Origin of the sequence: Janthinobacterium sp. KBS0711, assembly GCF_000988085.1 — a bacterium.
Lineage (GTDB): Bacteria > Pseudomonadota > Gammaproteobacteria > Burkholderiales > Burkholderiaceae_D > Janthinobacterium > Janthinobacterium lividum_E.
In genome coordinates this window covers 94,747-120,200 of sequence record NZ_LBCO01000035.1, presented here as the reverse complement: position 1 = coordinate 120,200, position 25,454 = coordinate 94,747, and the positions used below count along the sequence as shown (strand labels likewise).

Annotated in this window: 22 protein-coding genes and 1 pseudogene; 9 read left to right on the top strand and 14 right to left on the bottom strand. The window is 63.8% G+C overall.

Annotation, left to right across the window (positions count from 1 at the left end; all coding sequences use genetic code 11):
* Nucleotides 1–985, top strand: a 985-nt coding sequence (locus tag VM94_RS27465; RefSeq protein WP_200899261.1) for an autotransporter outer membrane beta-barrel domain-containing protein, incomplete at its 5' end; no start/stop codon positions are given.
* Between the two features lie 74 nt (nucleotides 986–1,059).
* On the opposite strand, the gene VM94_RS23840 is transcribed toward VM94_RS27465, so the two are convergent.
* The 6 genes from VM94_RS23840 to VM94_RS23815 all read right to left on the bottom strand — a co-directional run bounded on the left by VM94_RS23840 (nucleotide 1,060) and on the right by VM94_RS23815 (nucleotide 7,328).
* Nucleotides 1,060–2,088: an acyl-CoA dehydrogenase gene (locus VM94_RS23840; RefSeq protein ID WP_046685748.1), complete on the bottom strand. Its 1,029-nt coding sequence runs from the start codon at nucleotides 2,086–2,088 to the stop codon at nucleotides 1,060–1,062.
* 129 nt (nucleotides 2,089–2,217) lie between these two features.
* The gene (locus tag VM94_RS23835; RefSeq protein ID WP_046685747.1) at nucleotides 2,218–2,826 is read right to left on the bottom strand and encodes a hypothetical protein; all 609 of its coding nucleotides are present in this window, start codon (nucleotides 2,824–2,826) and stop codon (nucleotides 2,218–2,220) included.
* Nucleotides 2,827–2,967: 141 nt separating this feature from the next.
* Entirely contained in the window at nucleotides 2,968–5,031 is a 2,064-nt protein-coding gene (locus tag VM94_RS23830) for a methyl-accepting chemotaxis protein (protein WP_046685746.1), read from the bottom strand.
* Between the two features lie 57 nt (nucleotides 5,032–5,088).
* Nucleotides 5,089–5,880 (bottom strand): TorF family putative porin, encoded by a 792-nt coding sequence (locus VM94_RS23825; RefSeq protein WP_052755915.1) that lies wholly within the window; start codon nucleotides 5,878–5,880, stop codon nucleotides 5,089–5,091.
* Between the two features lie 239 nt (nucleotides 5,881–6,119).
* On the bottom strand, nucleotides 6,120–6,533 hold the full coding sequence (locus VM94_RS23820) for a hypothetical protein (RefSeq protein WP_046685745.1): 414 nt from the start codon (nucleotides 6,531–6,533) through the stop codon (nucleotides 6,120–6,122).
* 81 nt (nucleotides 6,534–6,614) lie between these two features.
* Nucleotides 6,615–7,328, bottom strand: coding sequence for a FadR/GntR family transcriptional regulator (locus tag VM94_RS23815; protein ID WP_046685744.1), 714 nt, complete (start codon nucleotides 7,326–7,328; stop codon nucleotides 6,615–6,617).
* Between the two features lie 139 nt (nucleotides 7,329–7,467).
* Here VM94_RS23815 and VM94_RS23810 point away from each other — a divergent pair, with 139 nt between their 5' ends.
* The 4 genes from VM94_RS23810 (at nucleotide 7,468) to VM94_RS23795 (ending at nucleotide 12,208) form a co-directional block, all read left to right on the top strand.
* Entirely contained in the window at nucleotides 7,468–8,259 is a 792-nt protein-coding gene (locus VM94_RS23810; RefSeq protein ID WP_046685743.1) for a (Fe-S)-binding protein, read from the top strand.
* Nucleotides 8,256–8,972, top strand: coding sequence for a LutC/YkgG family protein (locus VM94_RS23805; protein ID WP_082127890.1), 717 nt, complete (start codon nucleotides 8,256–8,258; stop codon nucleotides 8,970–8,972). Before VM94_RS23810 ends, VM94_RS23805 begins: the two co-directional genes overlap by 4 nt.
* Entirely contained in the window at nucleotides 8,969–10,414 is a 1,446-nt protein-coding gene (locus VM94_RS23800; RefSeq protein ID WP_046685741.1) for a LutB/LldF family L-lactate oxidation iron-sulfur protein, read from the top strand. Before VM94_RS23805 ends, VM94_RS23800 begins: the two co-directional genes overlap by 4 nt.
* Nucleotides 10,415–10,501: 87 nt before the next feature.
* Nucleotides 10,502–12,208, top strand: coding sequence for a lactate permease LctP family transporter (locus VM94_RS23795; RefSeq protein ID WP_046685740.1), 1,707 nt, complete (start codon nucleotides 10,502–10,504; stop codon nucleotides 12,206–12,208).
* A gap of 58 nt (nucleotides 12,209–12,266) precedes the next feature.
* Here the strand turns inward: VM94_RS23795 and VM94_RS23790 are convergent, their stop codons facing one another.
* Entirely contained in the window at nucleotides 12,267–12,794 is a 528-nt protein-coding gene (locus tag VM94_RS23790) for an NADPH-dependent FMN reductase (RefSeq protein WP_046685739.1), read from the bottom strand.
* 98 nt (nucleotides 12,795–12,892) lie between these two features.
* Nucleotides 12,893–13,126, bottom strand: a complete 234-nt coding sequence (locus VM94_RS23785; RefSeq protein ID WP_082127889.1) for a DUF3563 family protein — start codon at nucleotides 13,124–13,126, stop codon at nucleotides 12,893–12,895.
* Between the two features lie 436 nt (nucleotides 13,127–13,562).
* On the opposite strand from VM94_RS23785, the gene fucP reads away from it, so the two are divergent.
* Nucleotides 13,563–14,864: an L-fucose:H+ symporter permease gene (gene fucP, locus VM94_RS23780; RefSeq protein ID WP_034752146.1), complete on the top strand. Its 1,302-nt coding sequence runs from the start codon at nucleotides 13,563–13,565 to the stop codon at nucleotides 14,862–14,864.
* A 51-nt stretch (nucleotides 14,865–14,915) separates the two neighbouring features.
* On the opposite strand, the gene VM94_RS23775 is transcribed toward fucP, so the two are convergent.
* The gene (locus VM94_RS23775; protein WP_138829167.1) at nucleotides 14,916–15,809 is read right to left on the bottom strand and encodes a LysR substrate-binding domain-containing protein; all 894 of its coding nucleotides are present in this window, start codon (nucleotides 15,807–15,809) and stop codon (nucleotides 14,916–14,918) included.
* 160 nt (nucleotides 15,810–15,969) lie between these two features.
* Here VM94_RS23775 and VM94_RS23770 point away from each other — a divergent pair, with 160 nt between their 5' ends.
* Complete coding sequence (locus tag VM94_RS23770) at nucleotides 15,970–17,466, top strand: acetyl-CoA hydrolase/transferase family protein (protein ID WP_046685737.1); 1,497 nt, start codon at nucleotides 15,970–15,972, stop codon at nucleotides 17,464–17,466.
* Between the two features lie 87 nt (nucleotides 17,467–17,553).
* On the opposite strand, the gene VM94_RS23765 is transcribed toward VM94_RS23770, so the two are convergent.
* A complete protein-coding gene (locus VM94_RS23765) occupies nucleotides 17,554–18,216 on the bottom strand; it encodes a TetR/AcrR family transcriptional regulator (protein WP_046685736.1) in 663 nt (220 codons plus the stop codon).
* A 301-nt stretch (nucleotides 18,217–18,517) separates the two neighbouring features.
* On the opposite strand from VM94_RS23765, the gene VM94_RS23760 reads away from it, so the two are divergent.
* Together VM94_RS23760 and VM94_RS23755 are read left to right on the top strand one after the other, a co-directional pair.
* Entirely contained in the window at nucleotides 18,518–19,639 is a 1,122-nt protein-coding gene (locus VM94_RS23760; RefSeq protein ID WP_046685735.1) for a M14 family metallopeptidase, read from the top strand.
* A gap of 12 nt (nucleotides 19,640–19,651) precedes the next feature.
* Nucleotides 19,652–20,116 (top strand): CYTH domain-containing protein, encoded by a 465-nt coding sequence (locus VM94_RS23755; protein WP_046686212.1) that lies wholly within the window; start codon nucleotides 19,652–19,654, stop codon nucleotides 20,114–20,116.
* A gap of 164 nt (nucleotides 20,117–20,280) precedes the next feature.
* On the opposite strand, the gene VM94_RS23750 is transcribed toward VM94_RS23755, so the two are convergent.
* The 4 genes and pseudogenes from VM94_RS23750 to VM94_RS29255 all read right to left on the bottom strand — a co-directional run.
* A complete protein-coding gene (locus tag VM94_RS23750; protein WP_046685734.1) occupies nucleotides 20,281–21,534 on the bottom strand; it encodes a DUF2863 family protein in 1,254 nt (417 codons plus the stop codon).
* Between the two features lie 214 nt (nucleotides 21,535–21,748).
* Nucleotides 21,749–24,469, bottom strand: a complete 2,721-nt coding sequence (gene acnA / locus VM94_RS23745; protein ID WP_034752089.1) for an aconitate hydratase AcnA — start codon at nucleotides 24,467–24,469, stop codon at nucleotides 21,749–21,751.
* 88 nt (nucleotides 24,470–24,557) lie between these two features.
* Nucleotides 24,558–25,112: a hypothetical protein gene (locus VM94_RS23740; protein WP_046685733.1), complete on the bottom strand. Its 555-nt coding sequence runs from the start codon at nucleotides 25,110–25,112 to the stop codon at nucleotides 24,558–24,560.
* Between the two features lie 13 nt (nucleotides 25,113–25,125).
* Nucleotides 25,126–25,454 (bottom strand): annotated as a pseudogene (locus VM94_RS29255) (CoA ester lyase); the annotation flags it as partial.

Genomic DNA, 25,454 nt, shown 5'->3' with positions numbered 1-25,454 from the left:
CGGCACGGCCGTCAAACCGTTCATGCGCAAGGCGGCCTTGCGCCAGCCAGGCGCTGGTTTCAGCAGCGATGAACGGCAACAGGTCGATGTCAGCGGCGCCACCAGCGGCTTGCCGGACATGCCGCAAAAGCCGGACACGCAGAAGCAGGCCTTAGCTCTGTGGCTCGGCGGCGCGGTCGACTTCGGTCAGCACTATGTGAACGGCCGCGACACGGGCTTCCGTTTCCGCACCAACGGCGTGAGCGTGGGGGGCGATTACCGCCTCAGCGACCTGGCGAGCCTGGGCGTGGGCGCCGGCTTCAGCCATGACCGCAGCGACGTGGGCCAGAACGGCAGCCGCAGCACGGCCGACAGCGCCGTGGCGGCCGTGTATGGCAGCCTGCGTCCAAGCAAGGGCGTCTTCCTTGACGGCGTGCTCGGCTACGGCACCTTGCAGTACGACGCTTCGCGCTACCTCGCCGATGGCAGCGGTTTCGCCACGGGCGAGCGCGACGGCAAGCAAGTGTTCGGCGCGCTGGTGGGCGGTATCGAGATGCGCCAGGACACCTGGATGTGGTCGCCGTACGGCCGCGTGGAACTGATGTCGGCCAAACTCGATCCGTACACGGAGAAGGCGGCCGGCATCAACGCCCTGAGCTACTTCAAGCAGACCGTGCGCTCGCGCATCGGCGCGCTCGGCGTGCGGGCCGAAGGCATCTATGTGGGCGGCCTGGGCACGTGGTTCCCGCGTGCGCGGCTCGAGTACCGCCACCAGTTCCAGGGCGCCGATGATGCGCGCCTGGCGTATGCCGACCTGGTGGCCGACGGCCCCGTGTACGTGATCCGCACGGTGCCGCAACAGACGGGCAACTGGGCGGCGGGCCTGGGCGTGAAACTGCTGCTGTCGAACGGCATGACGATCACCCTGGACTACAACAGCAATCTGAATATCGATAGCGGGCGTACCCAGTCGGTGATGTTCGGCATCGCCATGCCGCTCAGGTAATCACGTAGTCAGGCCAGTCCTGATCGCCGGCCCGGAGTCCATCCGGTCCGGCGATTTTTTTTGCCCGTGCGCCGTTACAGCATCCACGGATGTGCTTCCGCGCCGGCGACGATGCCACCCAGCACGGCCTGGTCGCGTTCCGCATGGCTCTGGCGCAGGAACACGGGCAGGTCTGCCGCCAGGCGCGCGAAATGGGCATCGCGGCACAGGGGGCCGGCGCCCAAGGCGCGCGTGGCCAGATGCAGCACCAGGGTCGCCGCGTCTTCCACGGCCAGGCGCAGGCGCAGCGCCAGGGCCATGGCGTCGCGTTGCGGATGCGCGTCGATCTCGGCGGCGCCTTCGCGCAGCAGGGCGCCGGCGGCGCGCAGGGCGCAGTCGATCTGGCCCAGTTGCGCCAGGCGCACGGGATCGGGCGCTGCGCGCTGCGCGCGCGCATGCAGATGGCTGGCGATGGCGCAGGCGGCGCCATACCAGGCGGCCGCGATGCCGGCGCTGCCATGCCAGTAGCCGGGGCGGTTCAGATAGGCGCCTGGCGCGCCGACGGGAAAGGCGCGCGCGGCGGAAAAAGTCACATCGACGCTGGCGCAGGCGCGCATGCCGACGGCTTGCCAGCCTTCGTCCGTGACGTGCACGCCAGGCTGCGACAGCGCCACGCAGGCCAGGCACGCCTGGTGATCGTCGCTCCGGCAGCTGATCAAGGCATGGCTGAGGCCATGCGCGCCGGCACACCAGGCCTTGCGCCCGTCGAGCACACGGCGGCCATCTGCCATCTGCCGCAAGCGTAAGCGCGCGTCGGGCAGGTCCGCGCACCAGACGCCCCAGCTGCCGCCGGCCGGCATGCAGGAGCCGTCGAGTTCCGCCAGGATGGCGAGCGCATCGGTATGGCCTTCATACAGCTTGAGCAGTGACAGGTCGATGGCGGCGATGGCGGCCAGCATTTGCCAGCGCAGCAGGGTGGCGCCGTGGCCGGGCAGGGGCAGCTGGTCCAATCCCGCGTCGCACAGGCGCCGCAAGCCTTCGATGGGGGTGAAGGCGCCGTCCTGCGGCTGCAACAGGGCAGTCAGCGCGGTGTCGGACGGCAGGGAGAAAGCGTTGGTCGACATGGCAAGCTCCTTTTTTTAACAGGATAGCTTTCTGCTTTTGCAATGTCTGTCCGATTCTACACCTAGCCTTGCCAGCGGTATCGAGGCCTTGACGCTGCAGGGCCATGGACCCCGCAGCAAGTCACGCGCTTATTTTTTTACGTACAGCATGTCGGGCACATAACTGCTGCCGTTATGCGAGAAGGTGTAGAGGTTGTTGTCGCGTAAGAAGATGCCGCCTTTGATGGTTTGCGCCGGGCGCATGCCCTCGTCGAGCAGGCAGGTGGAGCCGCCTTCATAGTCGATGCACCATTGCTGTTTGCCATCTTTCTTCACGTATTGCACGCCAGGTCCCGTGACGTTGAAGGTATACGCGGGCATGGACAGATTCAGCTTGTCGATGCGCACGTTGGTGGCTGCCCCATTTTCCGTCAGTTTGACGAGGACGTCGGCCACGCCATCCGGTGTCGCGCTCATCTTTGCTGTCATGGTTTCCGTGCCCAGCAAGGTGCCGCTGCAGCCGGTCTTGAGATAGGTGTCGATCGTGGAGGTCAGTTCCATCGCGCCGCTGCCATCGGCCTTGGCGGCGACCACCATGGTCTGGCGCTCATGTTCGTCGCACGGCGTTTGCCAGGTACCGACGTAGGGTGCCAGCGTCGAGCCGGCATTGGAATTGCCTGCATCACTGCCGCCGCCACCGCCGCAGCCGGCCAGCAGTGCCGTGCTTGATGTCAGGAATACTGCCACAAATTTTTTCATGCTCCATCCTTTTATTCCGGCAAGCATGCGTGCCGTAGACGCGGCAACAGTATAAAAGGATGGATCAGGGGCAATTCTCACCGAATGTATTCGTGACTTGATATAGATCAAGGGCACTCGCAGCCGCCTGGCAAGACAGGCTTAAAACTCTTCCCAGTCATCGCCGGCCGGCGCCTTGGCTGGCGCTCTTGCCGCGGGCGCCGGCTTGGCCGGGGCGAGGCGCTTGGCTGGTGGCGGCGCCACTTTTTTCACCGCCGGCATTGCCTGCGGCGTCGTTTGTTGTTGTGCGCCCAGCTTGAATACGCTGACCACCTCGGCCAGGTGGCTGGCCTGGTCTTGCAGGCTTTCGGCGGCAGCCGCCGCTTCCTCGACCAGGGCCGCGTTTTGCTGCGTCACGCCATCCATCTGCGCCAGCGCCTGGTTGACCTGGGCGATGCCGTCGCTTTGCTCGTTGGTGGCGACGCTGATGTCGGCCATGATGGCGGTCACCTTGCGCACGCTGTCGACCACCTGCTCCATGGTGGCGCCCGCTTCGTCGACGAGCTTGCTGCCGGCCGCCACCTTGCCGACGGAGTCGTCGATCAGCAGCTTGATTTCCTTGGCGGCCGCCGCCGAGCGCTGCGCCAGATTGCGCACTTCCGTGGCGACGACGGCGAAACCGCGTCCCTGTTCACCCGCGCGTGCCGCTTCCACGGCCGCGTTCAGGGCCAGGATATTCGTCTGGAAGGCGATGCCGTCGATGACGGAAATAATGTCGACGATCTTGTTCGACGAGTCGTTAATCGACGTCATGGTTTCGATCACCTTGCCGACCACTTCGCCGCTCTTTTGCGCCACGCTGGAGGCGGAGGCGGCCAGTTGATTGGCCTGGCGCGCATGGTCGGCGTTTTCCTTGACGGTGCCCGTCAGCTCTTCCACCGAGGCGGCCGTTTCTTCCAGCGAACTGGCCTGCTGCTCCGTGCGGGCCGACAGGTCGTTATTGCCCTGCGCAATTTCCGCACTGGCGCGTGCCACGTTGTCCGCGCTGGCCTGCACTTGCAGCAGCACGGCGTGGATTTTTTCCACGAAGGCGTTGAAACCTTTGCCGATCACGGCCAGCTCGTCGGTGCCCTTGACTTCCAGCTTGACGCGCAAGTCGGCGTCGCCGCTCGACAGGTCCGTCATGGTGCGGCCCAGGGTGCGCAGGGGACGGGTCAACTGGTTGACGACGAGGATCAGAATGCCGGCCGTGGCCGCCGCGCACAGCAGGGCGACGATCAGGGTGTAGATCATCAGGTCGCGCGCCGATGCCGTGGCCACGCTTTTCGGGAAATTCAGTTCCACGCTCCATGGCGCGATATCGGGGTGGATCTGCAGCGGCTGCAGCAAATGGATGTAGCCCTTGTCGTCCTCGTATTCATACGACTGGCCCTGGCGCACCTTTTCCAGGCCGGCGGCCGGCACGTCGTCGGCTTTCTTGCCGAGACGATCAGGCACGGGGTGGCTCGCGTACAGGCCGCCGTTCGAGATCAGGGCCAGCTTGCCGCCCTCGATCACTTTCAGGTCGGCGAGGATTTTCGCCAGGCGCGTGAGCATGAAGTCGGCGCTGGCCACGCCCTTGAAACTGCCGTCGATCATGATGGGCGCCACCAGCGAAGCCATCAGGACATTCTTGCCGTCGACGGGATAAATGTACGGTTCCGTAAAGTAAGTCTTGCCGGTGCGCTTGGGCACGTCATACCAGTCGTTGGCGCCCGGTTTCGGGTCGAAGACGATGGGTTCGACTTGCAGCTTGCCGCCGGCGCCCCGCGTCCAGTAGGGCATGAAGCGGCCGCTGGCGTCGTAGTACGGTTTCTGGTTGGCGAAATCCGCATCCTTGCCGTCGAGCGCGTTCGGCTCCCACGTCACCGCCGAGCCCAGCAAGTCTTCGGAACTGGTCAATGTTGCCTTGGTCAGTTCGTTGATCTGTTCGCGCTGCAGGGGCAGGCTGGCGCTCTTGGTGCCGCGCATGGCGCCGGCCAGGCTGGACACGCTGGACAGATTGCTGGCGATGCGCGCCTGCAGCGCACCGGCCACTTCGCGCGCCGACGTGCGCGCCAGGTCCAGCGCGGCCGCTTCCGCGCTGGCGCTGCTCTTGTAGCCGATCACCGCCGCCGTGACGCCGAGGCTGAGGACGGCGAGCGCGGTGGCGGCGACGCAGATTTTACTGTTCAGTGAGAGTTGCATGATGCTGTTCCTTGATGGGGAGGGGTATTGGTGTCATGGGCGTCGCGGATGGCGCGCCTAGAACGTCTTGCTGATGGCCAGCACGAAGGTGGTCGCGGCGGGGTTCGACGTGTCGAACTGGCCGGCCGCATTCGGGATGCCGAGGGTGTAATGGTCGTAGGCATCGGTGGCGCCCCAGGCGCGCGTGACGGCGGCGCTGGCGCTCCAGCCGCCGTCGAAGGTCCGGGTGACACCGATCTTGGCGTCGCGCCAGTTCCACATGGCGTTGCCCGTACCCGCCACCCGGCCATTGCCGGCGTGCAGGTTCAAGGTCCAGGCATTGCCCAGGTCGACATTCGCACCCACGTCCAGGTAGCCCGTGCCGCGCGCATTGGTGATGCCGAAGAAATCCGGCGTGACCGTGCGGTTGTACTTGGCGTACAGCATCTTGTAGCTGAGGCCCAGCGACAGTTCGCCATAGTCGTACTTCACGCCCGTGGCGCGGTAGACGGCACCCGGATATTTGTAATAGTAGGCCAGCACGCTGTAGCCGAATTCGTCTACCGTGCCGCTGTAGCCGCCGTACAAGTCCCATTCGACGGTCGCATCCTCGATATAGCGATCGCTGACGGTGGAAGCCCAGATGCCCAGCGACCAGCCGCTCGGGTGCGCGTAGTCGGCCCCCGCCTGCAGGGCCGGTTTGCCCCAGGTCTGGCGAAAGCCGCGCGAAATGTATTGCGAGGTGAGACTGGCATTGGCGCTGAAGGTGGCGGCAGTGCTGTCCGTGCTCTGCGCCTGCACGGGCAGGGCGGCCAGCAGGAGGAGGCAGCCGAGCAAGGGTGTGGCAGGAAAATGGTGGTGCGATGGCATGACAGTCAGCTCCGTATTTGCTGGCAGCGGCCGTCCAGGCGCGTTGCCCTGATGGTTGCAATAAAAATGCGGAATGGACTTTTGTGAAGGCAAGGCGGCTTGTCTGCATGCCCGCATGAACAGGCACACATTCTCACCAAACGTAACCGAAAGGATAGGGGCTGGGGCTAGTGGAAGTCAATAAAGTTGCGCTGCGGAAAGCGTAAGTTGTTGTTTCCTGGCACTTTTTCATGCGCCTGTCATCTTGCTGGCCTGCCACGGCTGGCTGCCTGTTGCAAGCCTGCCAGCAAGGCGGACAGGGCGGCATGCAAGGCTTGCAGGTCGCCAGCATCCAGATCGGCCTGCATTTCCACCCGGCCCGATGGCTGGCCCCAGACGACCTGGGCGCTGAGCCGGGCGCCCGACTCGAGGCCCGTGACGCTGACCAGCAGGGCGACTTCTTCCGGGGCATCGTCGGGAACATCTTCGAGCAGGCAGGAAATGCCGAAGTGATAATCCTGGAAAGCGCTGGCCGTGCCGCTGGAAAAGGCGAAGACCGAGGCAAGCGCCCGTGGCGCGGCGACCGAGAGTGCGGGCAGGGCGGCGCGGAACAGGGGCAGCAAGTCGTTTTCCAGCTGGCGCACCAGCGGATGGGTGTGGGCGAGGACGGTCATGGCAGGATGGATCAGTTGGCGGCGCGCGATGGTAGCAGTTTTTTCGTCCCCTGTGCGCAGGCACTGGCCCTACCAGTGGCCTCAATCGTCATCGCTGGTGACGCGCGTGCGCACGAAATCGATGTGGCTTTGCATGGCCGTGCGCGCTTCCTCGGGCTGGCTGGCGCAGATCGCTACGCACAGGGTGCGGTGCTGCGACAGCAGGTGCAGCGAGGTGGCGTCGTCCTGCTGGCGCAAGCCCGTGCCATTGATGGTGATGTGTTCGCGCAGCATGCCGATGATGCTGGTGTGCAGGTGCAAAAACATGGTGTTGTGCGACGCCTGCGCGATGACTTCATGCAGCCGCGCATCGGCCTGCGCCTCGCCATGCTTGTCGTCGCTGGCACGCGCCTGTTCCAGCTCGGCCAGCAGCGCCATGATCTGCGCGCGCTCGTCCCCGCTGGCCCGCTGCGCGGCAAAGTAGGCCGTCGCCCCTTCCAGCACGCGGCGAAATTCCAGGATGTCGTCGCGCAGGGCGGGGTGGTCGGCCACCAGCTGGCTCCACGGCGACGCCATGCCGGTGCGCAATTGATCGGTCACGAACACGCCGGCCCCGCGCCGGCTGCGCACCAGGCCCCGGGCCGCCAGCCGCTGCACGGCTTCGCGCACGGTGTTGCGCGAGACCGCATATTGCTGTGCCAGCAGGCGTTCGGCCGGCAGCTGCGCGCCCGCCGGCAAGCTGCCGTCCAGCAAGGCCGTTTCCAGCCTGCGCATCACCATTTCGACCCTGCCCCGCGTCTGCATGCCTGTCGCCATTGATGTCTTCCGGTGTTGTTTTAAAGTGGTCCGAGCAATTTGAAGTGGCTTGCGGAAGCTGGAATTATGCGTGAACCGGTCATTCTTAACAACACACAGCGGCGCCGCAGCAGCATACAGAGCGCCGGGGAGACAACGCATGCAGCCAGACCCGCGCCAGCCGCGCCGCTATCCGTCCGCACCGCTCCAGGTGTACCTGTTCGCCACTTGCCTGGTCGACCTGTTCGTGCCGCAGGCGGGACTCGATGCCGTACGCCTGCTGGAGCGGGAGGGCTTGCTGGTGCATTATCCGCGCGGCCAGAGCTGCTGCGGCCAGCCAGCCTACAGCAGCGGCAATCCGGAACAGGCCCGCGCCGTGGCCCGCGCCCAGTTGGACCTGTTTGCGCAGCCGTGGCCCGTGATCGTGCCGTCCGGTTCCTGCGCCGGCATGATGCGCCACCACTGGCCGCAGCTGTTCCAGGACGATCCCGTCGCCGGCCCCAAGGCGGCGGAATTGGCCGAGCGCGTGTATGAGCTGAGCGAATTTCTTGTCTGCGTGCTGAAGCTCGACCTGACCGGCATGGCTGCCGCAGGGCAGGCCGATGAAAACGTGGTCCTGCATACCTCGTGCGGCGCGCGCCGCGAAATGGGCACGCGCACCCACGGCGTGGCCCTGGTCGACGCCTTGCCCGGCGTGACGCGCATCGAACACCAGCGCGAATCGGAATGCTGCGGCTTCGGCGGCACGTTTTCATTGAAGCACCCCGATATTTCCGGCGCCATGGTCAGCGACAAGATCGCCTCGGCCTGCGCCACGGGCTGCGACCGGCTCGTCTCGGCCGACTGCGGCTGCCTGCTCAATATCGGCCACGCCGCGCAGCACCAGGGCGCGCCGCTGCCCGTCGAGCACCTGGCCAGCTTTTTGTGGCGCCGTACGGGAGGCGCGCCATGAGTACATCATTGACCGCCCGCGAACGCATGCTGGGGCGCCTGCGCGCCGCGGCACCCTCCGCGCCCGAAGCGGTGGGCACCATCGATACGGCCATCGACCGGCATTACCTGGCGCGCCGCGCAGCATGTCCGCTGTCGCCACGCCAGCGCATCGATGCCATGCAGGCAGCCTTGCGCGCTTCGCATGCGCAAGTCGATTGCGTCGGCGCGGACACCTGGCCCGCCTTGCTGGCGCAGCGCCTCGGCGAACACGGCGTGCGCCGTTTGCTGCTCGATACCGGCAGCGCCGAAGGGAGGGCCTTGCGCGCTGCCTTGCCACCTGCGGTGGAGGCGCTGTCATTCGAGCGTCCGCTGGCGCAGTGGAAAAGCGAACTGTTCGACACCGTCGATGCGGGGTTGACCGTCGCGCGTTCCGGCATCGCTGCCACGGGCACGCTCGTCATCGCACCCGATGCGGCCACGCCGCGCACGGTGTCCCTGGCGCCGCCCCTGCATGTCTGCCTCGTGCATGCGAGCACCCTGCACGTCGACTTGCATGCGGCGGCGCGCGCCGAGCGCTGGATGGACGGCATGCCGGCCAACCTGGTGCTGGTGTCGGGCCCCTCGAAAACGTCCGATATCCAGCAAACGCTGGCCTATGGCGCGCATGGCCCGCGCTGGTTGTGGGTGCTGATCATCGATGATTTTTCCGCCCATGAAGGAGGCCAGCCATGAATGCCAAGCCCCTGCAATTCGTCAAGCCGGCGGACTTCCATGCGCGCGCCCGCGCTGCGCTGGACGACCCGAAACTGCGCCAGAGTTTTCGCGGCGCCATGGATTTTTTACAGGACAAGCGCAAGACGCAATTCCCCGATGGCGACGAACTGGAACGCCTGCGCGATATCGGCGAAGCCGTGCGCCGGCACGCGCTGGCGCGCCTGCCCGATTTGCTGGTGCAGCTGGAAGACAAGCTGACGGCGGCCGGCGTGCAGGTGCACTGGGCCGAGGGTGGCGAGCAGGCCAACGCCATCATCCACGCCATCGCGCAGCGCAATCAGGCGACGCGCTTCATCAAGGGCAAGTCGATGGCCAGCGAGGAAATCGAGCTCAATCACTATCTGGAAGCGCGCGGCATGACGTGCCTGGAATCGGACATGGGCGAGTACATCGTGCAGCTGGCCGGTGAAAAGCCGTCGCACATCGTCATGCCGGCCATTCACAAGACGAAGGCCGACATCGCCGGCCTGTTCGCCGAACACATCCCCGACGCACCCTACACGGAAGACGTCGATAGCCTGATCCAGACGGGCCGGCGCGCCCTGCGCCAGGCCTTCGTCGAGGCGGACATCGGCCTGTCGGGCGTGAATTTCGCGGCGGCCGACACGGGCACCCTGTGGCTGGTGGAAAACGAGGGCAATGGCCGGCTGACGACGTCCGTGCCGGACGTGCACATCGCCATCATGGGCATGGAAAAGGTCGTGGCCAAGCTCGAACATATCGTGCCGCTGGCCAGCCTCCTGACGCGTTCGGCGACGGGCCAGGCCATCACCACGTATTTCAACCTGATTTCCGGCCCGCGCCGCGCCGGTGAAAAAGATGGGCCGCGCGAAGTGCACCTGGTCTTGCTCGACAACGGCCGCAGCCAGGCCTACGCCGACGAGCAGTTGCGCGCCACCCTGCAATGCATACGCTGCGGCGCCTGCATGAATCACTGCCCCGTCTACACGCGCATCGGCGGCCACGCCTACGGCACCACGTATCCGGGGCCGATCGGCAAGATCATCTCGCCCCACTTGCTGGGACTCGACGCGACGGCGGACCTGGCCACCGCGTCGAGCCTGTGCGGCGCCTGCGGCGAAGTGTGCCCCGTGCGCATCCCAATTCCCCAGCTGCTGGTGCGCCTGCGCACGGAGGCCAACCGCAATCCGAACGAGGAAGTCAGCCATCCGCTGCGCGGGCAGGGCGCCAAGTTCAGCCGCGGCGAAAGCCTGATCTGGCGCTTCTGGAGCGGCGCCTTCGCGCGCCCCGCCAGCTACCGGCTTTTCCGCTGGGCCGCCACGCGGCTGCGCATGCTGGCACCGCGCAAGCAGCTGGGTTGGACGCAGCACCGCAAGCCCTTGACCCCGGCGCCGCGCAGCCTGGCCGACCTGCTGAACGCGCGGGGCCAGGAAGAGTAGCGCCGGCCCCCATAGAAAAATACGCCACAAAAAAATATAGCAAAGCCGTTTTTTCAATCAACCCGCATCCACCGGAGGAGACCCGACATGCAAACCTGGACCCAACTTTATACACCGCTCGGCAGCTTGTGGCTGTCGTCGCTGGCGGCAGCCATTCCCATCATTTTCTTTTTCATCGCCCTGGCGGCGCTGCGCATCAAGGGCCATGTGGCGGCCGCCGTCACCCTGGCCCTGGCGCTGGCCGTGGCCATCTTCGCTTACGGCATGCCCGTGCCGCAGGCGCTGGCGGCGGCCGGCTACGGTTTTGCGTACGGCTTGTGGCCCATCGCCTGGATCATCGTCACGGCCGTCTTCCTGTACAAGATCGTCGTGAAGACGGGGCAGATCGAGATCATCCGCGCCTCCGTGCTGTCGGTCACGGACGACCAGCGCCTGCAGGTGCTGCTGATCGGCTTTGCCTTCGGCGCCTTCCTGGAAGGGGCGGCCGGTTTCGGCGCGCCCGTGGCGATCACGTCGGCCTTGCTGGTGGGCCTGGGCTTCAACCCGCTGTACGCGGCGGGCCTGTGCCTGATCGCCAACACGGCGCCCGTGGCCTTCGGCGCCATGGGCATCCCCATCATCGTGGCGGGTCAGGTGACGGGCATCGACCCCTTCCTGATCGGCGCCATGGCGGGCCGCCAGTTGCCGCTGCTGTCGCTGCTGGTGCCGTTCTGGCTGGTCTTCATGATGGATGGATTCCGCGGCGTGCGCGAAGTGTGGCCGGCCGCGCTGGTGACGGGTTTGAGCTTTGCCGTCACCCAGTACTTCACGTCGAATCATATCGGCCCTGAACTGCCGGACATCACCTCGGCCCTCGTCAGCCTGGTGTCGCTGACCCTGTTTCTGAAAGTGTGGCAGCCGAAGAATGCGAAAGTGGCGCATGCCGTCGGCGGCGGCGCGGCTGCGCTGTCCGGCTTTGGCGGTGCAGGCGGTGCTGCGGCCCTGCGCGGCGGTGGCAACCGCGCCGCCTCGCCCTACACGATGGCGCAGACCATGCGCGCCTGGGCGCCGTTCGGCCTGTTGACGGCCATCGTCACCGTGTGGAGCCTGCCCGGCTTCAAGGCGCTGTTTGCCGCTGGCGGCGCCTTGGCTGGGCTGGTCATCAAGATCCACGTGCCTTACCTCGATAAACTGGTGATGAAGACGATGCCCATCGTGGCGGAGCCGAAGGCGTATGACGCCGTGTTCAAGCTCGATCTGCTGTCGGCCGTGGGCACGGCGATTTTGCTGACGGCCGTGCTGTCGATGCTGATGCTGCGCATGAAGCCGCGCGAGGGTTGGAAGGCGTTTGTGGAAACGATCGTGGAGTTGCGCCGTCCCGTGCTATCGATCGGCCTGGTGCTGGCGTTTGCCTTCGTTGCCAATTACTCGGGCATGTCGTCCACCCTGGCCCTGCTGCTGGCCGGCAGCGGCGCCGCCTTCCCGTTCTTCTCGCCGTTCCTGGGCTGGCTGGGCGTCTTCCTGACGGGTTCCGACACCTCGTCGAACGCCTTGTTCTGCTCCCTGCAAAACACGACGGCGCACCAGATCGGCGTGTCCGACACCTTGATGGTGGCGGCCAATACGACGGGCGGCGTGACGGCGAAGATGATATCGCCCCAATCGATCGCCGTCGCCTGCGCGGCGACCGGCCTGGTGGGCAAGGAATCGGACCTGTTCCGCTTCACCTTGAAGCACAGCCTGTTGTTTGCCGTCATCATCGGCATTATCACCATGCTGCAGGCGTACGTGTTCACGGGCATGATCCCGCATTGAGCGGTCCGTAGAAGTACGTAGTAAAACTAGATGAATTGATAGTAAAACGTGCATCAGGTCATGAAAATGACCTGATGCACTGCAACATATCGAGGATGGCCCGGCGCAATGCCGGGTCCGCGGCGATGCCTTCCGCATCGAGACCCGACCCCAGCAGGGGCAAGCTGATGCTGGCGTCGTCGATCAGGCGCGCCGACATGGTGCGCACCGTTTCGCGCAAGGCCGCCTGTGCATGCGTGGCGCGCGGCGAGGCGTTCAGCAGCACCAGCGGCTTGTCGATGAACGACTCATTTCCCACCATCCAGTCCAGCGCGTTTTTCATGGGGCCGCTCACGCCGTGCGCGTATTCGGGGCTGGCCAGCATCAGCACGTCGGCAGCCAGGATGGCGTCGCGCAGGCCCGTCACGGCCGGCAGGCTGTCGGCGTCGAGGTCGGGATTGAACAGCGGTAACTCACCGAGTCCCGAATAGATGCGGATGTCGAATGGCGGTGGCGCAAGCCCGGCGATGGCGCGCAGCAGGGCGGTGTTCAGCGAGGCGGCGCGCAGGCTGCCGGCGATGGCGAGAATGGTAATGGGCGTGTGCATCCCGCCTGTATAGCCCATCCTGTGCTCAAGCGCAAGGCGAGCAGGATGGCGCTATCGATGTTGCAACAGCCGGTGAGCGACTGGGGACTGCGGCAATATTAACGGCTCAGGCCGCTCATCCAGCTTGGCTGCGGGTTGGCACGGGCCAGTTCGCGCATGCGGTATTCCAGATCGTAGCGGTCGGTCGATTCGGCCAGATACGCTTCTTCGTAGGCGCGTTCGCGGCGGTCGCTGCTTTGGTTCAGCCAGGCGCCGACGCGTTTGGCGGCGTTGACCAGGGTGGCGACGATATTGCTGTTTTGCGTGGTGTGGTAAGTAAATGCGGTAGACATGGCAGACTCCTTATGTGGCGTGCCGCGTTGTGCTGCACTGCAATATAAGTATAGCGATTTCAAGTTATAAGGCTACTTTCGATTTCAAATGTCGGCTATTCATTTTTTGAATAACAGGCGGGAAAGCTGCGCAATACGGGGCTTTAAGGCATAATGCGGGCGCAGTATCGTAGTTTTACTACAAGACTGTTTTCTCCTGAATGTTGTTTTCAGACGCAGCCCGCAGGCGTGCCGCGCCCACAAGACATCATTTTGGCGAGAAACGGTCGGCCGTGCGCCTGCCGCGCGCAAGTAGTGCCATGCCTGCTCCTGTTTTGCTGATGGCAGTCATGGCCCACGCTGATAACTGCGTGGCGCTTGCGCGTCCTGGTGCTGCCCGGGTGGAAACGCTTCCATGCCAGGCAAGATCAACTTGGAATTGAAAAATGGAGAAGGTATGGAATACGTAAAGCAAGGCCAGGGCGTACCGTCCGCACAGGCCGGCACGCAAAACAATACAGGCGCCCTGATCATTGTCACGGTGCTGTTTTTCATGTGGGGACTGCTGACATCGCTCAATGATGTGCTGATACCCCATCTGCGCTCGATCTACACCCTGACGTATGTGCAGGCGATGCTGGTGCAGTTCTGCTTCTTTGGCGCTTACGCCATCGTCTCGCTGCCCGCCGGCATGCTGATCAAGAAGATCGGCTACCAGCGCGGCGTCGTCGCCGGCCTGCTGATCGCGGCCGCCGGCTGCGCCATGTTCTATCCGGCGTCGACCGGCAGCTACGCGCTGTTCCTGTTGTCCTTCTTCATCCTGGCGGCCGGTATCACCGTGCTGCAGGTGGCGGCCAACCCGTACGTGACGGAACTGGGCGACCCGCAGACGGCGTCGAGCCGCTTGACCTTGACGCAAGCGTTCAACGCGCTGGGCACCACCGTGGCGCCTGCGCTGGGCGGCATGCTGATCTTGTCGGGCACCGTGCTGACGGTACAGCAGTTCGACCTGCTGCCGGCAGCCGAGCAACTGGCTTACCGCGCCAAGGAAGCGGCGTCCGTGCAGGGCCCGTACCTGGTGCTGGCCGCCACCCTGGTGATCCTGGCCGTGCTGTTTGCGCTGGCAAAACTGCCGAAGATTTCGCATGCCGACGACGCCGCCGCCCTGGCGCACGATGGCCACAAAGTCTCGATCTGGTCGCACCGCCACCTGGTGCTGGGCGCGCTGGCCATCTTCCTGTACGTGGGCGGTGAAGTCAGCATCGGCAGCTTCCTGATCAACTTCCTGGGCGAGAGCCATATCGCTGGCCTCAGTCACGCGGACGCCGCCTATTTCGTCAGCTATTACTGGGGTGGCGCCATGCTGGGCCGTTTCGTCGGCTTTGCCGTGATGCGCTATGTCAGCCCGGGCAAGACCCTGGCCTTCAACGCCGCCGTCGTCATCGCGCTGATCCTCGTCGCCGTGTTCTCCAGCGGTCACACGGCCATGTGGGCCTTGATCGCCGTCGGCCTGTTCAACTCCATCATGTTCCCGACCATCTTCAGCATGGCCCTGAACAAGCTGGGCGCGCAAACGGGACAAGGTTCGGGCATCCTCTGCATGGCCATCGTCGGCGGCGCCATCGTGCCGTTCATCCAGGGCTTCCTGGCCGACCACATCAACCTGCAACTGTCCTTCCTCGTGCCGGCCGTGTGCTACACCTTCATTCTGTACTTCGGCTGGAAGTACGCCAGCATGTACAACGACAGCGCCAAGTAAGCAAGGTGGCGTGATCAAGCAAAAGGGTGGCCTCGGCCACCCTTTTTTACGTCAGTGCGCGAACGGCGTGCCCAGCACGTCCTGGCATACCTCGAGCCAGGCGCGCGCCGCGTGCGACAGATAGCGCCCGCTCCAGATATGCGCCACCTGCCACGCCACCTCCGGCTCGACGATGCGCACGGCCTCCAGCGGCTCGCCGGCCAGGCGGTGGATGAACGGCTCGGGCAGCAGGGCCACGCCCAGGCCCGCCGACGCCATCGCCACCAGCCAGTCCCATTGCCCGCTCTGGGCCGCGATCGTCGGCGCAAAGCCCGCTTGCACGAAATGCTGGCGCAGGCTGCGCGTGAGGGCGAAATCATCCTTCAATAACACCAGCGGCAAGTCGGCCAGCGCCTTGAAGGGCAAGGTCGTGCGGTTTTTCTGGAAGGTGCCCGGCTCGGCCAGGGCCCAGATCGGGTAGCTGGCCACTTCCACGGCCACCAGATCGAGTTCCGGATCGGCCGGCAGCACCGTCATGCCGATTTCCAGCTCGCCGGCCGCCACCTGGCGTTCGATCTGCTGGCCCGTGTCTTCCTGCAGGGTCAGGCTGATGTTCGGATGGCGCGCCCGAAAGGCCTTTAATACGGGCGTAAACAGCACATTGATCATGGGCGGGATGCCGACCGTCAGGCTGCCGCGCTGCAAGGCCTGGGTGTCGCGCACTTCCAGGGTTAGCTGGCGCATATTGGCCAGCATTTCCTGGCCATGCTGGTAGACGATGCGGCCCGTGTCCGTCAGGGTCAGCTTGCGCCCGTCGCGCACCAGCAGCTGCGCGCCCACCTCGTCTTCCAGCTGGCGCACCATCTTGCTGATGGTCGACTGGGTCAGGTGCAGCGATTCGGCCGCCTGCGTAAAGCTCGACAGGCGCACGGTTTCCACGAAATAGCGCAGGGAACGGATATCCAAGAGGGGTGCTCGGCGTTGGCAAGGCATGAAAATATCGACTGGATGTGGCGAAATTAATTCATGCCATGCATGTGACCGCGATTTTATACTGATTCCACTTATGGGGCTGGTGTATGACAGCCATCCAGTTTGAGAATATGAAGAAGATCAGGAGCATCAGATGTACGAGGACCGTATCCGCCACCCGGGCTTGCTCGGCAAAATCATGAGTGCCGATGAGGCAGCCAAATTGTTCCACAACGGCATGCGTGTCGGCATGAGCGGTTTTACCCGTGCCGGCGACGCCAAGGCCCTGCCGCGCGCGCTGGCCGAGCGCGCCATGCAAGACCCCTTGAGCCTGACCCTGATCACGGGCGCATCCCTGGGCAATGGCAGCGACGGCCTGATGGCCGAGGCGGGCGTGCTGGCGCGCCGCATGCCGTTCCAGGTCGACCCTGTACTGCGCGGCAAGATCAACAACGGCGAAGTCATGTTCATCGACCAGCATCTGTCGGAAACGGCCGAGCAGCTGCGTTCGGGCAACCTGGCCGCCGTCGATATCGCCGTCATCGAAGCAACAGCCATCACGGCGGCCGGCGCCATCATTCCGACCATGTCGGTGGGTAACTCCGCCGCCTTTGCCCAGCAGGCCACGCAGGTGATCATCGAGATCAACCTGTCCACGCCGCTGGCGCTGGAAGGCTTGCACGACATCTATATTCCGCAAACCTTGCCAGGCCGCGAGCCGATTCCCCTCACGCGCGTGGACCAGCGCCTGGGCAGCACGGCCATCGCCATCGACCCGGCCCGCATCGCCGCCATCGTCATCACGGACAGCCCCGACAGTCCGTCGAACGCCTTGCCGCCCGATGCGGAAACGCAGGCAATCGCCGGCCACGTGATCGCCTTCCTGCAGGGCGAAGTGGCGGCCGGGCGCATGGGGCCGGAGTTGCTGCCCCTGCAGGCGGGCATCGGCACCATCGCCAACGCCGTGCTGCACGGCCTGATCGGTTCGCCCTTCCAGAACATGACGATGTATTCGGAAGTGCTGCAGGACAGCGCCATCGAGCTGCTCGATTCGGGCCAGCTGGCGTTTGCCTCGGCCTCGTCGATCACCTTGTCTGCCGCCGTGCATCAAAAGCTGATGGACAATATCGACCATTACCGCGCGAAGATCGTGCTGCGCCCGCAAGAGATCAGCAATCATCCCGAGATCGTGCGCCGCCTGGGCATCATTGCGCTGAACACGGCGCTCGAGTTTGATATCTACGGCAACGTCAATTCCACGCACGTGTGCGGCACGCACATGATGAACGGCATCGGCGGCTCGGGCGACTTTGCGCGCAATGGGCAAGTGTCGATGTTCGTGTCGAAATCGGCGGCCAAGGGCGGGCGCATTTCCAGCGTCGTGCCGATGGTCTCGCATGTGGACCATACGGAGCATGACGTCGACGTGCTGGTGACGGAGTGGGGTTTTGCGGATTTGCGCGGCCTGGCGCCGCGCGAACGGGCGCCGCTGATCATCGAGCGCTGCACGCATCCCGATTACCGGGCGCAACTGCGTGCCTATTACGATGCGGCATGCCAGCGCGGCGGCCACACGCCGCACATCCTGGAGCAGGCGCTGTCGTGGCATACGCGCTACCAGGAAACACAGAGCATGCTGGCAGCGCAGTAAATCCTCGTCAGCGCAACGACAGGGCAGGGCGGTGCGGCACCGCGCCTGCCTTTTTTGCGCCTGGCGCATGTTGCGCTAGATTAAGGGTCAGGCCGCCGGTGCAAAGCGCAGGCGGATGCCTGCCGTGACGACGGCGAGCAAGTCGTCGATATGCGCGTTCATTTCCGGGTGCGGCGTCCATGGGTCGCCCGCATCCATGACGATGCGCAGCGACACGAGGCCGTGCAGCGACTGCCAGAAGATTTGCGTCATCGTGTGCAGCGCCGGCTCGTCCTGGCGTACCTGGCCCGCCTGCGCCAGTTCGCCGAACAGGTGCAGCGCGTAGGCATACGGGTCTTGCTCGATATTGCCGTGTTCGACGTCGACGGCGTCGACTTCCGCGTGCGGACGCAGTTCCATGAAAATCAGCGAATACTCGTCGGGATGCTGGAAGCCGTACTCGATGTAGGCGCGGCCGACGAGGCTGATGCGTTCCCACGGATCACTGCTGGTGTCGCAGGCGGTGCGCATGGCGCGCACCAGTTCCAGCAAGTCCTTGTCCATGGCCTGGGCAATCAAGGTGGCCTTGTCGCGGAACAGGGCGTACACGACGGTGGTGGAAAAGCCGGCCGCCTCGGCCACCTTGCGGATGGAAACGGCGCGCGCGCCGCCTTTCTTGATGAGGTCTTTGACGACGTCGATGATGTGCTCGCGCCGCGCCTGCGCCTCGCGTAATTTTCTTTCCTGAATATTGGTCAGCTTCTTGTCCACGACTCTTTCCTGGCGACTCTATGAAAGCAGGAATTATAGGGGGACGAGGGGCCGCCAATGTTTCTGGCATTGTTACAATTCAGTTTTTTGTCCGGTAGATGCGACAGTGGACCGATTTTTCGCGCTTTTGCCCGGCACTTTTCCATCGATGCCCCGGAATGGTGCATAAATTACTTGGCCGGCTTTGCGAACGGGGTCAAAGGGCGGAAAATAGCGGGATAGCTTACACTGCGTTTTTTAGCGCAACGGCGCTGGCCCACGAGGCAGCGCCGGAACACTTACATTCGGACGGGATCATTACATGACCATTAAAATCAGCCAGAACTTCGACTCGGGCGCCATCGACGTGGTGAGCGCCACCAGCGCCAGCGCCATCGACCTGAACTTGCGCAAGGATAGCCACGCCGACATCCACCAGTGGTTCCACTTCCGCCTGCAGGGCGCGCGCGGCCAGGCATGCACGATGCGCTTCCTGAACGCGGGCCAGGCCACCTATCCGGCCGGCTATGAAGACTACCAGGCCGTGGCCAGCTACGACAGCGAAAACTGGTTCCGCGTGCCGACCTCGTTCGACGGCCAGGTCATGACGATCTCGCACACGCCGGAACTCGACAGCGTGTACTACGCCTATTTCGAACCGTACTCGTGGGAACGCCATTTGCGCCTGCTGGGCGAAGTTGCCGAGCATCCGCTGGCGCGCGTATCCGACCTGGGCAGCACGGTCGATGGCCGCGACATGAACATGGTCACCATCGGCAATCCGCAGGCGGAAAAGAAGATCTGGGTCATCGCGCGCCAGCATCCGGGCGAATCGATGGCCGAATGGTTCGTCGAAGGCCTGATCGACTCGCTGCTTGACGACGCCAACCCGATCGCGCGCAAACTGCTGCAGCGCGCCGTGTTCCACATCGTGCCGAACATGAACCCGGACGGCTCCATCCGCGGCAACCTGCGCACGAATGCGGCAGGCGCCAACCTGAATCGCGAATGGATGACGCCATCGCTGGAATCGAGCCCGGAAGTGCTGTGCGTGAAAAACAAGATCCACGAAACGGGCGTCGACATGTTCTTCGACATCCACGGCGATGAAGCGCTGCCGTACAACTTTGTGGCCGGCAATGAAATGCTGGAAAACTTCACGCCGGCCCAGGCGGCGCACCAGAAGGCCTTCATCGAGCGCTACAAGCAGGCCAGCCCCGACTTCCAGGACAAGTTCGGCTATGCGGCCAGCAAGTACAAGTCGGACATGCTGACTCTGGCGTCGAAATACATCGGCCACCACTTCGGCTGCCTGGCGCTGACCCTGGAAATGCCGTTCAAGGAAAACGCCGACTTGCCGGATCCAGCCGTGGGCTGGAACGGCGCGCGCAGCGCGGCACTGGGCGCGGCCATGCTGCAGCCTATCCTGCTGTCGCTCGATTGAACGGCGTTGATCATGGGCGTCGAGATCGAGCGTAAATTCCTGCTGCAAGGCGATGCCTGGCGCGGCCTGGGGCAGGCGGTGCTGCTGCGCCAGGGCTATCTGTCGTCCGCGCGCGAGCGCGTGGTGCGCGTGCGCATCGAGGGCGAACAGGCGATGCTGACCATCAAGGGCGCGAACGTGGGCGCCACGCGCGGCGAGTGGGAGTATCCGATTCCGCTGGCCGACGCCGCTGAACTGCTCGACGGCCTGTGCGAACAGCCGCTGATCGAAAAGGTTCGCCACCGCATCGAACACGCGGGCATGGTGTGGGAAGTCGACGAGTTCCTCGGCGCCAATGCGGGCCTGGTGGTGGCCGAGATCGAACTGGCCTCGGAAGACCAACCGTTCGACAAGCCGGAATGGATAGGCGCGGAAGTGTCGGGCGATGCGCGCTACTACAACGCGAATCTGATCCGCCACCCGTTTTCGCAGTGGTGATGGTGTTGTAAATGACGTTGTAATGAAAAAGGCGGAACCGAGGTTCCGCCTTTTTTGTGCGCCAACGCTGCTGTCGGATTACGCCGTGCCGGCTAATCCGACCTACGGCCCATACCGGCAGCGTAGGTCGGATTAGCGCACAGCGCGTAATCCGACAAGCCTGATTAATGGAAGTGTTCCGTACCCTGCGGCGTATCTTCCGGCATTTCCGCATGCGCCAGCTCGCCGACCGGATCGGCAAACAGGGGCGCGCCGCAATCGTCGCAATATTCACCGACAAAACGTTCCGCGTGGCGCTTGATCTGCGTCACGCCGGCGGCGTTCAGGTGCTCGATGATTTCATCGACGGGCGTCTTTTGCTTGTCCAGCGCGGCGATGCCGACCTGGATCAGGCCTTCGATCGGCGTGCCATCCTCGTCTTCCTGGCCGTACAAAGGCCAGACGATGCCGTAGATGACGTCCGGCGCCTGGCGCAGGGTGAAGGCGATGCGGTACTCGTCCACCTGGCCGTCGGCCGCTTCCTCGCCGAAGCCGGCGATGACGGCGCGCAGTTCCGACGGCTCGATAGCCAAGGTATGCGTCAGGTAGTGCACGGCGGCGCGCACGGAGACGGGACGTATGAGCTTGTCCGCTTCGCGGCAGGCCACGTAATACGCTTCCGGCAGCAGCAATTCCAGGCCGCAGCCGGGCAGCAGGCGGGCGAACGTCGGCGTGGCCTGCGTGCGCCATTGTTCCAGGGCGGCGCTGCGCTCGGCGATGAAGTCGAGCTGGCTGGCCGGCGTCTGCCAGCGGAACAGCGGCGCACCGCTTGGGGCCACGACGGCCACCAGCAGGTAGCGCGTGTCGGCCAGGAAGGGCGCTGTTTCCGCTTCTTTGCTTGATGGCTTGACGGCCGTGCCTTTCAGCGCGGCCAGGGCCAGCTTCTGCGTCTTGGCATAGGTTTCGACATGGCTGCGTGGCAACTGGTCGATCGAATACAGCGTTGGCGCCATGGCCATCTTCGTGCCGTCGGCCAGCAGGTGGGCGGCGAAATGCGCCGACAGCACGCCGTGCGCGTCGCCGGCCATGGGACCGGAAGCGATGGAAAAGCGCGTCCACGCGAGGATGGGCACGGCGACGAGCAGAGCGTCGTAGCGCACGTCTTCATGCGTCACAACGGTCGATTCGCTGACGGCTTCAACGCAGTCCATCAGCACGTCGTAGGCGTTCAAGTCATCCTTGAACAGGCTGCCCAGGGTGTTGTCGATGGTGTCCTGGTGGCCGGTTTTGAGTAATTTCTGGAGCTGCGTATCCAGGCTGTGTTCCCAGGACCGCTCTTCGAGACGGCTGGCTGCCTGTACGATCGCCTGGGCAAAGGTGACCAGGCGCTGGCTGTCGGCAGTCAGTTTATGGGATGAATCTTTGGAAGGACGACGCATAGCGGGATAAGAGTCTCGGAAAGTGAAAAAAATGGATCAGTCAAACAATGATAAACCCTTATAACCGTATTGTAGAGGATTCAGCCGCACGCAATACGTAAGCTGTCCTTAGATCATGCCAATAGTCGAAATTTCAAGTCGGAACGGGATGCAGGGACGAAAAAAAAGCGCCGGTCGGAACCGGCGCTTTGAGCTTACGTCACAGCTGGGCTGATTACTCGGCCAGCAGTTGACGCAGCACGAATGGCAGGATACCGCCGTGCTTGTAGTAATCGACTTCGATCGGCGTATCGATGCGCAGCAGGACTTTGACTTCCTGGCTGCTGCCGTCGGCGCGGTGGATCACCAGGGTAGCCAGTTGCTGTGGCTTGATTTCGCCTTCGAGGCCTTTCAGGTCGAAGGTTTCCTTGCCGGTGATGCCCAGGGTTTGCACGCTGTCGTCGCCAATGAATTGCAGCGGCAGCACGCCCATGCCCACCAGGTTCGAGCGGTGGATACGCTCGAACGAACGGGTGATCACGGCTTTCACGCCCAGCAGTTGCGTACCTTTGGCCGCCCAGTCGCGCGACGAGCCCGTACCGTACTCTTCGCCGCCGAAGACCATGGTTGGCGTGCCTTCAGCAACATATTTCATCGCTGCGTCGTAGATCGACATTTCTTCGCCGGAAGGCTGGTGGATCGTGATGCCGCCTTCGACCGCCGAACCGTCCGCCTTGGCAGGGATCATGCGGTTTTTGATACGCACGTTGGCGAACGTGCCGCGCATCATGATTTCATGGTTGCCGCGACGCGAGCCGTAGGAGTTGAAGTCCGCTTTCAGGACGCCGTTTTCCTTCAGCCATTTGCCTGCAGGACCGTTTTCCTGGATCGAGCCGGCTGGCGAGATGTGGTCGGTGGTGATGGAATCGCCGAACACGCCCAGTGCGCGCGCGCCTTCGATGCCGGTGGCCACTGCCGCTGGCGTCATCGAGAAGTTGTCGAAGAACGGTGGTTCCGCGATGTAGGTCGATTTTGGCCAGTTGTAGACTTGACCGGAGACGGTCGTGACTTTTTCCCACAGCTTGCCTGGCGCGCCCTTGACGTCGGCGTAGTTGTCCTTGAACACCTTGGCGTTCATGGCGAACTTCATCATGGCCGATACTTCAGCCGAGGTCGGCCAGATGTCGCCCAGGTAGACGTCCTTGCCGCCCTTGCCCTTGCCGACCGGTTCCGTCATCAGGTCGCGCGTCATGTTGCCGGCGATGGCGTAAGCGACGACCAGCGGTGGCGAGGCGAGGAAGTTCGAGCGGATGTTCGGGTGAATGCGCGCTTCGAAGTTGCGGTTGCCCGACAGGACGGCCGACGCGACGATGTCGTGCGTGGCAATCGCTGCGTTCAGCTCAGGCGTCAGGTCGCCCGCGTTGCCGATACAGGTGGTGCAGCCGTAGGCGGTCACGCCGAAGCCCAGTTTTTCCAGGTATGGCAGCAGGCCGGCAGCGGTCAGGTACTCGGTCACGACGCGCGAGCCAGGAGCGAGCGAAGTCTTGATGTGCGGCGCGACTTTCAGGCCGGCTTCGACGGCTTTCTTGGCCAGCAGGCCGGCAGCCAGCATCACGCTCGGGTTCGAGGTGTTGGTGCACGAGGTGATCGCGGCGATCAGCACGTCGCCGTTCGACACTTTCACGCCGTTCGTCGTTTCGTACACGGCAGCCAGGTCGGCCGGATTCTTGTTGAAGCCGTTTTCCGTGGTTGGCTTGGCGAACAGCTCGGCGAAGTTCGCCTTGACGTTGCCGATTTCGATACGGTCTTGCGGGCGTTTCGGGCCGGCCAGCGACGGAGCGACCGATGCCAGGTCCAGTTCCACCACGCGGGTGTAGTCGATCTCGCCGGCTTTTGGCACGCCGAACAGGTTTTGCGCCTTGAAGTAGCCTTCGAACGCGGCGATTTCAGCCTTGCTGCGGCCGGTGCCCTTGAAGTAATCGATGGTCGCTTCGTCGACCGGGAAGAAGCCCATGGTCGCGCCGTATTCCGGTGCCATGTTGGCGATCGTCGCGCGGTCCGTCAGGGTCAGCGATTCCGTGCCTTCGCCGAAGAATTCGACGAACTTGCCGACGACTTTTTCTTTGCGCAGCAATTCGGTGATGGTCAGTACCAGGTCGGTGGCGGTGCAGCCTTCGCGCAGCGCGCCCGACAGGTTTACGCCGATGACGTCCGGCGTCAGGAAGTAGACCGGTTGGCCCAGCATGCCCGCTTCCGCCTCGATGCCGCCCACGCCCCAGCCGACCACGCCGATGCCGTTGATCATGGTGGTGTGCGAGTCGGTGCCGACCAGGGTGTCAGGGTAGTACACGTCGCCGGCTTTCTTGCCTGCGTGGTGCACGCCGCGCGCCAGGTATTCCAGGTTGACCTGGTGGACGATGCCGAAGCCTGGTGGCACGACGCCGAAGGTGTCGAATGCCTGCATGCCCCATTTCATGAACTGGTAACGCTCGTTGTTACGCGAGAATTCCAGTTTCATGTTCAGGTCCAGCGCTTTCTTTTCGCGGTAGTGATCGATGGTGACCGAGTGGTCGACCACCAGATCGACCGGCACCAGCGGTTCGATCTTCTTGGCGTTGATGCCCATCTTGGCGGCCACGTTGCGCATCGCCGCCAGGTCGGCCAGCAGAGGAACACCGGTGAAGTCTTGCAGCACGACGCGCGCCACTACGAACGGGATCTCGTCGGTGCGCTCGGCGGTCGGGCCCCAGCTCGCCAATTGCTTGACGTGTTCTTCGGTGACTTTTTTGCCGTCGCAGTTGCGCAATACCGATTCGAGCACGATACGAATCGACACTGGCAGGCGGGAGACATTGATGCCCAGGCTTTTTTCCAGCGCAGGCAGGGAGTACAGCTTGCCCTTCTTGCTATCCGAAATATTAAAGTCCTTGAGCGTGTTCAGAGTGTTGCGGGACATGACCTCTCCTTGTTGGGTATCGTCTATTTATTGATTATTCAAATTACAAAACATGACTGAGCCCCCGAAGAGGCCCTTGCTACGCACATCAGCCGCCGGTCGCCGGCAGCACGCCCAGCGATGGCGCGGCTTCCACCACTGCCGTCGGCTTGGCTTGCTCCGCATCCTTGCATTCATTGGCCAGCTGGCGGCCCTGCTTGGAATCGAGCAGCATGCCTTTGGCCGGGATGCCGATCCACACGAGGCCGTACAAACGGTTCTCGAAGCGGTTGGCGCCGGTGGTGGTGCCAACGCGGCTCAGGCGGTGCAGGCGCTTCTTCCAGCGCAGGGCGATGTGTTTGTCGTCAGTAGCATTGGTGTAGATGGTAATTTTATTACCAAGTTCGCAATTGAAATCGGTGGAAGCCGAGCCGGCGGTGTCCGGTTCGTCCGATTCTTCCTTGTCGGCGACTGACATGGCGAGCGGATGGGCTTCCTTGGCGGCTGCCTTGGCCTTGCTGGTCTTGGCCTTTGGCTTGGCCTTGACAGCCTTGACGGCCTTGGGATTTGCCTCTGCCGTGGCGGCGAAGCTGGCTGGCGCCAGCGTGAGGGTCATGGCGCCCAGCGCGACGCTGCAGGCAATGGCTAATTTGGAGAGGGACATCGTGTAATTCCTGTCAGTTTTCAGTGGTGCTGGAAGAGGGGGCGTTAAGTAATGCAGCGGCCGCCTCGGGCAGGCCGAGGCCCGCCAGTTTGGCGCGTTGCAAAACGGTCCAATAATATCGGTAGCTGGCGCGGTCGTGCAAGCGGCCATTTTGCGCAATCGGTCCCCAGTTGGCGCGCAGCGCTTCATTGAGGATGTTGCTGGCCTCGTTGACTTCGGACAGGCGCGGCGTGAAGGCCTTGATGATGGGCTTGATCTGGTCCGGGTGGATGCTCCACATGCGCGTGTAGCCGAACTCGGCTGTCGCGCGCTGGGCGTCGTTGGCCACCACGGCCGAATCGC